Source organism: Hydrogenophaga luteola (assembly GCF_042648585.1).
GTDB lineage: Bacteria > Pseudomonadota > Gammaproteobacteria > Burkholderiales > Burkholderiaceae_C > Hydrogenophaga > Hydrogenophaga luteola.
In genome coordinates this window covers 841134-853566 of the sequence record NZ_JBHRXX010000002.1, presented here as the reverse complement: position 1 = coordinate 853566, position 12433 = coordinate 841134, and the positions used below count along the sequence as shown (strand labels likewise).

The window sequence follows — 12433 nt, the reverse complement described above, 5'->3', positions numbered from 1 at the left end:
CCGGGACATGGGGCCGCACAGGTGACGCCCATTGTTTGCGGCCCTGCCTATCATGCGTCGACCCTGACAACACCGGAGACGACCGATGCAAGCCTGGCTTTGCGAAAACCCTGTGGGCGTGGAGGCCCTGACCTGGAAAGAACTGCCCACACCCGAACCCGGACCGGGCGAGGTGCTGATCGAGATCCAGGCCGCCAGCCTCAATTTCCCGGATCTGCTGATTGTGCAGAACAAGTACCAGATGAAACCTCCGCTGCCCTTTGTACCCGGATCGGAATACGCTGGCGTGGTTCGAGCAGTCGGTGAAGGCGTGACGCACTTGCAGGTCGGCCAAAGCGTTGCCTGCCTGAGCGGCACCGGCGGTTTCGGCACCCACACGCTCGCGCCCGCAGCGCTGTGCATGCCGCTGCCACCGGGCTTCCCGCCCGTGGATGCTGCTGCATTCATCATGATCTACGCCACTTCGCAGCACGCGCTGGTGGACCGCGCCCAGCTCAAGGCCGGCGAGACCGTGCTGGTGCTTGGCGCCGCTGGTGGCGTCGGCACGGCCGCGATCCAGCTGGCCAAAGCCGCCGGTGCGCGGGTGATTGCTGCCGCGTCGAGCGACGACAAGTGCGCCCTGTGCAGGCAGTTGGGTGCCGACGAAACCATCAACTACAGCGTGCACACACCGCAGACCACGCTGCGCGACGAAATCAAGCGGTTGACCGGTGGCAAGGGGCCCGACGTGATCTACGACCCTGTCGGCGGCGACTTCGCCGAGCCGGCTTTCCGGTCCATCGCCTGGCGTGGCCGCTATCTGGTGGTGGGCTTTGCCAGCGGTCCAATCCCGAGCCTGCCGCTGAACCTGTCTCTGCTCAAAGGCGCAAGCATCGTGGGCGTGTTCTGGGGCGACTTTGCCAAGCGCGAACCGAAAGCCAATGCCCAGATGATGCAGACGCTGGCTACGATGTACATGAAGGGCCAGATCAAACCGGTGATCGACCAGACCCTGCCGATGAAAGACCTGCCGAAGGCCTACGCCATCATGGGTTCGCGTTCGGTCAAGGGTAAGCTGGTGCTGGTGAACTGACCGGAAGGCCCGCCAGAAGCCAAAAACGACAAAGCCCGGCGAACGCCGGGCTTTGATCATGTTTTTTGGGGTGGCTGATGGGACTCGAACCCACGACAACAGGAATCACAATCCTGGACTCTACCAACTGAGCTACAGCCACCGCAAGCCAGCGATTATAGCGTGAACCTTTACTGTTTTGGCTCGGGCACCAGGATCTTGACCTTGAACCTTTGCTTGAGCAGCTCGTAGTGAGCCTGCGCCTCGGCGGTGGCCCACCACTGGGCGTATTGCTGCACTTCCTGGTTCTGAGCCGAAGGCGTGGCGCGCTGCAGCACCTTCTCCACCTTCACGATCGCATAGCCCTGCTCGCCCAGGTCCACACCGGCCCAGGATGGCAACTGCTTGGGATCGGTGCTGAGCGCCGCCCTCAGGACCTGTCCAGCCACGCCCTGCGGGTTGTCGCGAGAGACGACCACAGACGCCGGTAGCGCAGTGGTGTCGCTGCCCGACTTGAGCCCTTCCAGCTTGCGGGCCCCCTCTTCCCTGGCCATCTGGGCGGACCGCTGAGCGATCAGGCGAGCGCGCACGCTTTCGCGGACCTCGGCCAGTGGCAGCGTGCGAGCTGGCGCGTGGCTCACGACACGGGCCGCAGTCATCTGCCCCGAAGCCGTTTCGATCGCTTCTGTGTTGCGCTTGTTCTGCAGGGAGTCGGGCGCAAACAGGGCAGCGAGCAGGCGCTCGTTGGCCAGCACACCGGAACCCGGTACCGGCTGCCGTATCAGGCCCTTTGCGGTCTTGATCTCGAGCTTGAACTGGTCTGCTGCGGGCTTGAGGCTTTCCGCCTGCTCGTAGACCATGTTGCCGAAACCGTCCGCGCTTTCTGCGAAGCGCTTCTGTGCCTGCTGCTTCTTCAGATCGGTCTCGATCTGCGGACGCATTTCTTCGAACGTCTTCTGTTTGGGGGCCTTGATGTCGGTGAGTTGGATGATGTGGTAACCGAACTCGGTTTCCACCAGATCAGAAATCTCACCCTTCTTGAGCGCGAAAACCACGTCCTCGAATGGTTTGACCATCGCACCACGTCCGAAGAACTCCAGGTCGCCGCCCTTGGCAGCAGACCCGGTGTCCTGCGAGTTGGCTTTGGCCACGTCCGCGAAGGTCTCGGGCGCCTTGCGCACCTGCTCCAGCAGGGCCCGGGCCTTGGCCTTGACCTTTTCGCGCTGCTCGGCGGGCGCGCCGGCTGCGGCGTTGAGCAGGATGTGACTGGCGCGGCGCTCCTCGTCACCGGAGAGTTTGGCCACGTTTTCCTTGTAGTAGGCACGCAGGTCTTCTTCGTTGAGCGTCAGGCCCTTGGCGATTTCCGCGGCATCGAGCACGAGGTACTCGACGTCGATCTGCTCGGGCGCCTGGAACAGGGCCTGGTTGTCCTTATAGAACTGCTCGATCTCGGCATCGGTCAGCGCCACTTTGGCCGCAAAGTCTTTGGCGGCCAGCGTCAGAACACGCACTTCACGGCGTTCGAAAAAAGCATTGAGCGACACCTGGGCCACGGACGGAGGCGCGAACCCGGTGCCTTGCACACCACCGAGAACCTGACGCATGGACAGGTCGGAGCGGATGCGAGACTCGAAGCCCTCGGGCGTCAATCCCTGGCGCGCAACCATCTGCGCATAGCGCTCAACATCCAGCGAGCCATCGGGCTTGCGCAAGGCGGCGATGCTGGGATCTTCCTGGAGCGCACGCGCCAGTCGCTGATCGCTGGTGTAGAGGTGGTCTTTCTGCACGGCGGCGGCCAGCACGCGGTCGCGCACCAGCCGCTCCAGGGTGGCGTAGCGGGCGGCGTCGCTGTCAAGCAGTTTGGCATCGAGGTTGGGCATCTGCTCCCGCAGGCGTTGCGCCTCGTTCCGGTGCGCCTCGTCCCACTCGCTCTTGCGGATGTCGTGACCATCCACCGTCGCCACGGCTTCACCGCGCTGGTTGAAGTCGGTGAAGCCCTGGACACCGAACAGCACGAAGGACGGGATGATCAGTATCAGCAGGAAGCCCATGAGGTACTTCTTGTGATTGCGGATGGAGTCGAACATGCCTGGAATCCTGCTACTTCAAACAAACGCCGACACCGGGATGTCGACAACAAAAAAGGCGAACCCGAGTTCGCCTTCTTGATGGTGGTGGGTGCTGACGGGGTCGAACCGCCGACCTACGCCTTGTAAGGGCGCCGCTCTACCGACTGAGCTAAGCACCCCACCGGGTACCTTTGGTTGCTCAGTTCAGAGCATCCTTGAGGGCCTTGCCCGGACGGAACTTCGGAACCTTGGCTGCCTTGATTTTAATCTCAGCGCCGGTGCGGGGATTGCGACCCTTGCGAGCGGGACGTTTGGTCACGGCGAACGACCCGAAACCCACCAGGGACACCGTGCCACCCTTCTTCAGGGTGGTGCGGATGGCGGTGATGGTGGAGTCCAGTGCGCGGGTGGCCGCAGCCTTGGAGATGTCGGCGTGCTTGGCGATGTGCTCGACGAGTTCTGTTTTGTTCACAAATAGCCCCTCTATAAGAAATAAAAGTTCGTCTCATCAGGCGAGTGCGTGATGGTGAAACACCGGCCGCCACTGCCTGCAGTTTCTGGTTGGATCACAGGTCGCATTGGTGCGGAAAAACCACCGTCCATGCGCATCTTCATTAGACCCACTGGCCTGCTGCACTGTCAATACAGAGGCCGTCGAAACCCCCAACGAACGCCAGAACCGCGAGATTCTATGCGGTTTCCATGGGCTCCCAGCGACGCACTCGCGACGGACGCCATGGCCCGCACACCCGGTCAACCCGCTTGCACTCTGGCAGCAATGGCCTTGCCGAGATCGCTGGTGCTGGCCTGCCCACCGAGGTCGCGTGTGCGCGGCGCATCGCTGCCGGGCGCCAGGCACTCCTCGATCGCACGCATGATGGCGTCGTGGGCAGCCTGATGCCCTAGGAACTCCAGCATCATGGCACCGCACCAGATCTGACCGATCGGATTGGCGATGCCCTGCCCTGCAATGTCCGGGGCCGAACCATGAACGGGCTCGAACAGTGAGGGATGCTGGCGCGTGGGGTTGAGGTTGGCACTGGGAGCGATGCCAATGGTGCCGGTGCAGGCAGGCCCCAGGTCGGAGAGGATGTCGCCGAACAGGTTGCTACCTACCACCACATCGAAGAAATCCGGGCGCTGGACGAAGTGCGCCGTGAGGATGTCGATGTGGAACTTGTCCACCTTTACGTCGGGGTACTCCTTCGCCATGGCCTCGACCCGTTCGTCCCAGTAGGGCATGGTGATGGCGATGCCGTTGGATTTGGTGGCGCTGGTCAGGTGCTTCTTCGGGCGGGAACGCGCGACTTCGAAGGCATGTCGCAACACCCGATCCACACCGACGCGAGACATCACCGTCTCCTGCACCACGATCTCGCGCTCGGTACCGGCGTACATGCGACCCCCGATGCTGCTGTACTCGCCTTCTGTGTTCTCCCGCACGATCACCATGTCGATCTCCCCGGGTTCGCGCGGGCTTCCGTCGCGCCGCACCACCGGCGCCCGCACCCCGGGCATCAGCCTGGCCGGGCGCACATTGACATATTGGTCGAACTCGCGGCGGAACATCAGCAGCGATCCCCAGAGCGAGACGTGGTCGGGCACCTTGTCGGGCCAGCCAACCGCACCGAAATAGATCGCGTCGTGGCCTCCGATCTGCTCTTTCCAGTCGTCCGGCAGCATCTTGCCGTGGCGCTCGTAGTAGTCGCAGCTGGAGAAGTCGAAATGGTCGAACTGCAGGCCGATGCCGAACCTGGTTGCGGCCGCTTCGAGGACGCGCAGGCCCTCAGGCATGACTTCGGTACCGATGCCGTCTCCGGCGATGACTGCGATGCGATGGGCGGATGACATGGGAAGCTCCTTTGCTTGGGATGTGCGCTGAGCTTACGGCTCCTTTGAACAATAATTTGTCCATTAATTATTTCCAAAAAAGAAAGAATTGGACCGTCCTGATCTGGAGCTTGTGCTGGCCGTCCGGCGCCACGGCAGCCTCGTCACCGCAGCACGCGCACTCAAGGTGGCACCGTCGGTGGTGACCAAACGACTGGCGGCACTGGAAGCCCGGCTGGGCACCCGGCTGTTCCAGCGCACCACCCGCCGAGTGAGCCCGACCGCGGATGGCGACACGCTGTGCGAGCGTGCGCAAGAGTTGCTGCGTGCCTTCGAGTCCGCCGAGGCGGAACTGCGGGAGCGCCAGGCCGAGCCGTCCGGGCCGGTCCGGCTGGCAGCCACCTTCGGCTTCGGCCGCATGTGGCTGGGACCGGCGCTCGCGTCGTTCCAGTCGCTGTACCCCAAGGTGAACGTCCAGGTTCAGCTGACGGAACAGTTGCCCGACCTCACCGTCGAGGGCATGGATGGGGCGATCTGGTTGTGGAATGCACCGGCCCAGCGCGCGGGCGAGTGGACCGAACGGCGGCTCGCCAACAACCAGCGTGTGCTGGTGGCCTCGCCGGCCTACCTGCGCCGGCGGGGCGTACCCCGCTCGCTGGACGAGCTGTCACAGCACAACTGCCTGGTGGTGCGCGAGAACGGCAGCGGCGCGGAGCTGCGCTTCGACCACTGGCGCCTTCAACGGACCGGAGCGCGCGAGTGGACCCACACGCCAGTGCGGGGTCCGCTGTCGAGCAACTCCGGCGAACTGGTGCGCGACTGGTGCCTGGCGGGCCACGGCATCATGCTGCGCAGCCTGTGGGACGTGGCGCCGCTGCTCGCGCGCGGCGAACTGGTGCGGGTGCTGGACGAATGGAGCATGCCCGACGCTGACGTTCACTGGATCGCGCCCTACCGGGCGCAGGTGCCGCGGCGCGTCCGGTTGCTGGTGGACTTCCTGGCCGAGCACTTCAAGGAAGAACCGTGGCGCCGTCACGACGCGCCCGCTCCGCTCAGCGAGAAGGCCGCACCACCAGGCTCACGCCGAAAGCGGTGAGCGCGGTGCCGGCAATCGTCGTCGCCGTGATCGGCTCGGCGAACAGTACCCAGGCAATGAGCGCCGTGCAGGGCGGCACCAGGTACATCAGGCTGGTCACCGACGCGGCCGCACCGCGCTGGATCAGCATGTAGAGCAGCGAACTGCCGCCCAGCGTCAGGCCGAGCACGGACCACGCCATGGCGCCCACCAGCTCGGCGTTCCAGTGCATGCGTTCAGTCTCCAGCAGCGCCAGCGGCAGCGTCACCACCAGCGCCGCCGCCAACTGAACCGTGTTCGCTGTGCGCACGTCGCAGGGCTGGACGAAGCGCTTCTGATACAGCGTGCCAGCGGTGATCGCGAACAGGGCCATCACCGCAAACGACAGGTTCAGCCAGTTGGCCGAGTCGCCCGGGCCACCGGCACCGAACTTGCGGGAGACCACCAGCACCAAGCCGGCAAAGCCCAGCAGCAAGCCCAGCCACTGGCGGCGCGACACATGGTGCCCACCCACGGAGGTGAGCCAGATCGCGGTGAGCACGGGTTGGATGCCGACGATCAGCGACGAGAGGCCGGACCCCATGCCGGCCTTGACCGCGGCCCAGACTCCGCCCAGGTAGCCTGCATGCATGAGCACGCCGGTGACAGCCAGATGAAGCGCCTGCCGGCGATCGGACGGCCACTTCACACCTGCTACCACGATCCAGGGTAGAAAACAGAGGATGGACAGCGCGTAGCGCACCGCAAGAAAGGACATCGGCGGCGCGTGCGGCATGCCGTAGCGCGCGACGATGAAGCCTGTGCTCCAGATCAGCACGAACACCCAGGGCATGGCACGAAGCCATGCATTGTTGCCAGTGTTCATCAGTGCGAGCGGGCGCGGATCTCGGGCAGCGCCTTCTGGAGGTAGTACACCATGGACCAGACGGTCAACACTGCCGAAATCCAGATCAGCCAGGTCCCCCAGACATGGGTGTCGATGACGCCGAACAGCGTGCCATTGAACAACAGGAAGGGAATCGCAATCATCTGCACAGAGGTCTTGACCTTGCCGATCATGTGCACCGCCACGCTCTTGGTGGCGCCGATGATGGCCATCCACTCGCGCAGCGACGAGATGGCGATCTCGCGGCCGATGATGATCAGCGCAACGAATACATCGGCCCGCTCCAGGTGCACCAGCACCAGCAGGCACGCGCAGACCAGGAACTTGTCGGCCACCGGGTCAAGGAAGGCGCCGAAGGCCGAGGTCTGGTTGAGCTTGCGCGCCAGGTAGCCATCGGCCCAGTCGGTGGCGGCAAACACGATGAACATCACGGTCGCAATGAGGTTCTGCTGCGCCGGGCTCACACCTTCCAGATAGAACACACCGATGATCAGGGGAATGGCGACGATTCGCGCCCAGGTCAGCAGGGTGGGAAGGTTGAAGAACATGCCGAGATTATGGGGGTGGTTTTGTACACTGGCCGGCCATGTCGCCCCCTCCCCCTCTCCCCGCGGCGCCTCGGAGCTTGGGCACCTTCACCTTGCGGTTCACGCTCGTCGCGGCGTTCACCGGCATCACGCTGCTGGTCAGCCTGGTCATTGGCCTGGCCACGTCCAGTCTGGTGGGCGACTTCGTGCGGGACGAATTCCGCCTGCGCATGTCCGATCTGGTGGCGGTCGCCGCCACGCAGATCGACGTGCAGGCCCACCACCGCCTGCAGACCCCGAAAGACCAGGACAGCCCTGAGTACCGCGCGCTGCGCGATCACCTGCGCAAGATCAGGGATCACGGGACCCACGTCCGCTTCATCTACACCACCCGACAGCGGCCGGACGGCCAGGTGGTCTTTGTCGTGGACGCCGAAGAGAAACCGGAGGATTTCAGCGCGCTCGGCGACGTGTACGCCGACGTGAGCCCCGAACTGCGGGCCGCCCTGTCGGCGCCCCGGGGCACGGCCAAGGCCTTTGTCACTCAGCGCTTCTACACCGACGCCTGGGGCACCTGGATGTCGGCCTACGCACCGCTGTACCTGCCCGACGGGCGCCTGGACGCGGTGCTCGGGCTGGACATGTCGGCGGACCGCATCCTCCAGCAGGAGCGGCAGTACCAGTACGCGCTCTGGGGGGCTTGCGCGGTGCTCGCGCTGCTGCTCATGCCGCTGGCTTACTGGATGGCGCACCGCATCCGGCGCCCGCTGTCGCAGCTGGAGGGCGACATGCGCAAGGTGCGCCAGTTCGACCTGGAAAGCACGCCGCCCATCCGCTCACGGGTTATCGAAATCAACCGCATGGTGGAACAGCTCGACAGCATGCGTTCGGGCCTGCGCTCGTTCCAGAAGTACGTGCCGGCCGAGCTGGTGCGGCGGCTCATCGCACGGGGGGTCGATGCCGAGCTGGGCGGCACGCAGCAGGAGATGACCTTCTTCATGTCCGACGTCGAGGGCTTCACGACGCTCAGCGAGCGGCTTGCACCGGACGAGCTGGTGCACCACCTGGGCGAGTACCTGACCGCCGTCTCTGGCAGCCTGCTGGGGGCTGGCGCCACGGTCGACCAGTACATCGGCGATGCGGTGCTGGCCTTCTGGAACGCGCCCGAGCCGGTAACCGACCATCCGCAGCGCGCCTGCGATGCGGCCCTGGCGGTCCAGGAGGCCGTTGCAAAGCTCAATCTCGACTGGGAGGCGCAGGGTCGACATGTAGCGTTCAGGACTCGCATCGGCATCAACACCGGTGAGGCCATCGTCGGCAACATCGGCTCCACCGACCGCATGAGCTACACCGTGATTGGCGACCAGGTGAACCTGGTCAGCCGGCTCGAAACGACCAACAAGTTCTATGGCACCTCGATCCTGCTGTCCGAGCACACGCAGAAGCGGGTGCAGGCGCAGTTCGTGACCCGCCTGGTGGATCAGCTGGTGGCTTACGGCAAAAGCCGTCCGATCCGGGTGTACGAGCTGCTGGGTCGTCGGGGTGCGGTGACGTCGGAGCGGCTGGACATGGTGGCCGACTACGAGGCCGCGTTCACCCACTACCAGGGGCGCGACTTCGGCACGGCAATGGCGCTGCTGGAGGCCCACCCGGACGACCCGCCGTCGCGGGTGCTGCACAGCCGCTGCCGCCGCTACCTGGACCACCCGCCGCTGGCGGAATGGGACGGCAGCTTTCTGTTCACCAGCAAGTAGGCCGCCCCGGCGGTCAGTGCAGCGCCCGGTAGATGGCATCGGCCAGCTCGGCCGAAATACCTTCGACGGTGCTCAGGTCCTCGACGCTGGCGGCCGCCACGCCGCGCACGCCGCCAAAGCGCTGCAGCAGCCGCGCCCGCTTCTTGGGCCCAACGCCCGGGATGTCTTCCAGCTTGCTGCCACCCGTGCGAACCTTGGCGCGCTGCGCCCGCATGCCGGTGATGGCAAAGCGGTGCGCCTCATCGCGGATCTGCGCCACCAGCATCAGCGCCGCCGAGTCGTGGCCCAGATAGACCTTCTCGCGCCCGTCGGCGAACACCAGTTCCTCCAGCCCGACCTTGCGGCCTTCGCCCTTCTCGACACCCACGATCAGCGAGAGGTCCAGCCCCAGCTGCTGGAACACCTCGCGCGCCATGCTGACCTGGCCCTTCCCTCCGTCGACCAGCACCAGGTCGGGCATGCGCGGACCCTTGGGCGCCTCGCCCGCCAACTCGGCCGCGGGCTCTGGTGCGTCCGCCACATTCGCCGGAACCTCCACCGCGCCGGCCGAAGCCTCCTGCCCCACACCCTGCTCGGCCCGCAACGCCTCGGCGATCTTGCCGTAGCGCCGCAGCAGCACCTGGCGCATGGCCGCGAAGTCGTCACCGGGCGTGATGCCGTCGATGTTGTAGCGGCGGTACTGGCTGTTCTGCATCTTGTGCGCCTCGAACACCACGCAGGACGCCTGGGTCGATTCGCCCGCCGTGTGCGAGATGTCGAAGCACTCGATGCGCAGCTCGTCCAGGTTGTCGTCAGGCAGCCCCAGCGCCTCGGCCAGCGCGCGTGTGCGCGCCTGCTGCGAGCCTTCTTCGGCCAGCAGGCGGGCCAGCGCGATCTCGGCGTTCTTCTGCGCCATGTCCAGCCACGCGCGCCGGTGTTCGCGCGGCTGGTGCACCGCGTGCACCTTGGCCCCGTTCTGCTCGGTCAGGGCCTCCATCAGGGTCCGGCTCACCGGATGACTCGTCACCAGGGTGTGCGGCAGCGAAGCCCCGAGGTAGTGCTGTGCGATGAAGGCCTCCAGCACCCGTACGTGCACCCGCTCCATCGGGTCGGCAGCGGACGGTGAATCGGCTTCCGACTCCAATGCCTCGTCGATCTGGGTCGCATCGTCGACGTGGGCCGGGAAGTAAGGCCGGTCGCCCAGGTGCCGGCCGCCGCGCACCATGGCCAGGTTCACGCAGGCCCGCCCGCCCAGCACCTTCACTGCCAGCACATCGACGTCCTTGTCCGAGAGGTTGTCCATCGCCTGCTGCTGCAGCACGCGGGAGAGCGCGCTCATCTGGTTGCGGATCTCGGCCGCCTGCTCGAACTCCAGCTTCTCGGCGTGGGCCATCATGCGCGCCTGCAGCGCATCGAGCACCTCCTGGGTCTCGCCGCGCAGGAAGCGCTCGGCGTCGGCCACGTCCCGCCCATAGGCCTCGGTGTCGATCAGGTCCACGCAAGGGCCGGTGCAGCGCTTGATCTGGTAGAGCAGGCAGGGCCGGGTGCGGTTCGCGAACACCGTGTCCTCGCAGGTGCGCAGGCGGAACACCTTCTGCAACAGCGTGATGGTCTCCTTCACCGCCCATGCGCTGGGGTACGGGCCGTAGTAGCTGTGCCGCCGGTCGACCACGCCGCGGTAGTAGGCCATGCGCGGGAACGCCAGCATCGGCAGGGGCTTGGTCCCGGCGGTCCGGAAGGTCTCGCGGGTGCCGGTGATCTTGAGATAGGGGTAGCTCTTGTCGTCCCGGAACAGGATGTTGAACTTGGGGTTCAGCGTCTTGATCAGGTTGTTTTCCAGCAGCAGCGCCTCAGCTTCGGTGCGCACCACCGTGGTCTCCATGCGCACGATGCGGCTGACCATGTGGCCGATGCGGGTGCCGTCGTGGTTCTTCTGGAAGTAGCTGCTGACGCGCTTCTTCAGGTTGCGCGCCTTGCCGACGTAAAGCAGCTGGTCCTGGGCATCGAAGTACCGGTACACCCCGGGCAGGCCAGGCAGTGCCGCCACCTCGGCCAGCAGTTGTTCGGAATGCGGTGCGTCGGGTGCGTGACTGGACATGGGGCCGTATTGTGAATCCGTCGCGGTAGACAATTGGCCCATGCAATGGGACATCTTCTGCCGGGTCATCGACAACCTGGGCGACATCGGCGTGTGCTGGCGGCTGTGCGCCGGACTGGCAGCGCGCCAAGAGCGCGTGCGCCTGTGGATCGACGTGCCCGACGATCTGGACTGGATGGTGCCGGGCGCGCGGGAGGGTCACGTCCCCGGGGTCGAAGTCATCCACTGGACGGCCCCGTTGCAGGCCCCTGCCGGCCCCACCGCCGACGTGTGGATCGAGGCGTTCGGCTGCGACCCTGCGGACGAATGCCTCGCCGATCTGGCCGTGCGGGTGCGGCAAGGCGACGCAGCGCCAGTCTGGCTGAACCTGGAATACATGAGCGCAGAAGCCTACGTCGAGCGCTGCCACCGCCTGCCATCGCCCATCATGACCGGCCCTCTGCAGGGCCTGACCAAGTGGTTCTTCTACCCCGGCTTCACACCCCGGACCGGAGGCCTGCTGCGCGAGGTGGACCTGGCCGCGCGGCAAACGGCCTTCGACGCGCCCGCCTGGCTGGCGTCGCACGCCCTGCCCGTCGGCAACATTCCGCGAGCCAGTCTGTTCTGTTACGAACCCCCGGCCCTTGGCAAGGTGCTGCAGGAAGTGGGGGCGCAGGCCCCCAGCGACTGGATGGTCACCGCCGGTCGGGCCGCCGATGCCGTCGCGACCGAGCTCGGCAAGGGTCTGGACACTGGCCTGGCCCGGCTGCACGCCGTGCCCCGCCTGACCCAGCACGACTACGACCACCTGCTCTGGTCCTGCGACCTCAATTTCGTGCGCGGCGAAGACTCTCTGGTGCGAGCGCTGTGGGCAGGCAAGCCCTTTGTCTGGCACATCTACCCGCAGCACGACAAGGCGCACCACGCCAAGCTCGAGGCCTTCCTGGACTGGCTGGAGGCGCCCGCTTCGCTGCGTGATTTCCACCGGGCCTGGAACGGCGTTACGGCCCCTGCCACGGTCTGGCCGGGCTGGGACACGGTGCGCGGCTGGCAGGCCTGCGCCCTGGCTGCGCGCCAGCGCCTGCTGGCTCAGCCGGACCTGATCAGCCAGCTGCTCGGCTTCGTTGCCGAAAAGCATTAAAATTCAAGGCTTTGCTAGAAGCGTCGCCGCGAAAGGAACCGCGG

Annotated in this window: 10 protein-coding genes and 2 tRNA genes; 4 read left to right on the top strand and 8 right to left on the bottom strand. The window is 65.6% G+C overall.

Features of this window, described 5'->3' with window-relative positions; translation table 11 throughout:
• Nucleotides 1–85 precede the first annotated feature (85 nt).
• Entirely contained in the window at nucleotides 86–1072 is a 987-nt protein-coding gene (locus ACFOPI_RS07850) for an NADPH:quinone oxidoreductase family protein (protein ID WP_382172700.1), read from the top strand.
• Between the two features lie 66 nt (nucleotides 1073–1138).
• On the opposite strand, the gene ACFOPI_RS07845 is transcribed toward ACFOPI_RS07850, so the two are convergent.
• The 5 genes from ACFOPI_RS07845 to ACFOPI_RS07825 form a co-directional block, all read right to left on the bottom strand.
• Nucleotides 1139–1214, bottom strand: a tRNA-His gene (locus ACFOPI_RS07845).
• A gap of 28 nt (nucleotides 1215–1242) precedes the next feature.
• The gene (locus ACFOPI_RS07840; protein WP_382172698.1) at nucleotides 1243–3138 is read right to left on the bottom strand and encodes a SurA N-terminal domain-containing protein; all 1896 of its coding nucleotides are present in this window, start codon (nucleotides 3136–3138) and stop codon (nucleotides 1243–1245) included.
• 85 nt (nucleotides 3139–3223) lie between these two features.
• Nucleotides 3224–3299: transfer RNA gene (locus ACFOPI_RS07835), tRNA-Val, on the bottom strand.
• 20 nt (nucleotides 3300–3319) lie between these two features.
• On the bottom strand, nucleotides 3320–3592 hold the full coding sequence (locus tag ACFOPI_RS07830) for an HU family DNA-binding protein (protein ID WP_066158910.1): 273 nt from the start codon (nucleotides 3590–3592) through the stop codon (nucleotides 3320–3322).
• 281 nt (nucleotides 3593–3873) lie between these two features.
• Entirely contained in the window at nucleotides 3874–4971 is a 1098-nt protein-coding gene (locus tag ACFOPI_RS07825) for a tartrate dehydrogenase (protein ID WP_382172696.1), read from the bottom strand.
• A gap of 88 nt (nucleotides 4972–5059) precedes the next feature.
• Between ACFOPI_RS07825 and ACFOPI_RS07820 the strand changes: the two genes are divergently transcribed.
• Nucleotides 5060–6046: a LysR family transcriptional regulator gene (locus tag ACFOPI_RS07820; RefSeq protein ID WP_382172694.1), complete on the top strand. Its 987-nt coding sequence runs from the start codon at nucleotides 5060–5062 to the stop codon at nucleotides 6044–6046.
• Here the strand turns inward: ACFOPI_RS07820 and ACFOPI_RS07815 are convergent.
• Nucleotides 6003–6890, bottom strand: coding sequence for a DMT family transporter (locus tag ACFOPI_RS07815; RefSeq protein ID WP_382172692.1), 888 nt, complete (start codon nucleotides 6888–6890; stop codon nucleotides 6003–6005). The two genes, ACFOPI_RS07820 and ACFOPI_RS07815, sit on opposite strands and share 44 nt — an antisense overlap.
• Complete coding sequence (gene pgsA, locus ACFOPI_RS07810; protein ID WP_382172690.1) at nucleotides 6890–7459, bottom strand: CDP-diacylglycerol--glycerol-3-phosphate 3-phosphatidyltransferase; 570 nt, start codon at nucleotides 7457–7459, stop codon at nucleotides 6890–6892. Before pgsA ends, ACFOPI_RS07815 begins: the two co-directional genes overlap by 1 nt.
• A gap of 77 nt (nucleotides 7460–7536) precedes the next feature.
• Here pgsA and ACFOPI_RS07805 point away from each other — a divergent pair, with 77 nt between their 5' ends.
• Complete coding sequence (locus ACFOPI_RS07805) at nucleotides 7537–9192, top strand: adenylate/guanylate cyclase domain-containing protein (protein WP_382172688.1); 1656 nt, start codon at nucleotides 7537–7539, stop codon at nucleotides 9190–9192.
• A 13-nt stretch (nucleotides 9193–9205) separates the two neighbouring features.
• On the opposite strand, the gene uvrC is transcribed toward ACFOPI_RS07805, so the two are convergent.
• The gene (gene uvrC, locus ACFOPI_RS07800; protein ID WP_382172686.1) at nucleotides 9206–11269 is read right to left on the bottom strand and encodes an excinuclease ABC subunit UvrC; all 2064 of its coding nucleotides are present in this window, start codon (nucleotides 11267–11269) and stop codon (nucleotides 9206–9208) included.
• Between the two features lie 40 nt (nucleotides 11270–11309).
• Between uvrC and earP the strand changes: the two genes are divergently transcribed.
• Complete coding sequence (gene earP, locus ACFOPI_RS07795) at nucleotides 11310–12389, top strand: elongation factor P maturation arginine rhamnosyltransferase EarP (protein ID WP_382172684.1); 1080 nt, start codon at nucleotides 11310–11312, stop codon at nucleotides 12387–12389.
• Nucleotides 12390–12433: the final 44 nt, after the last annotated feature.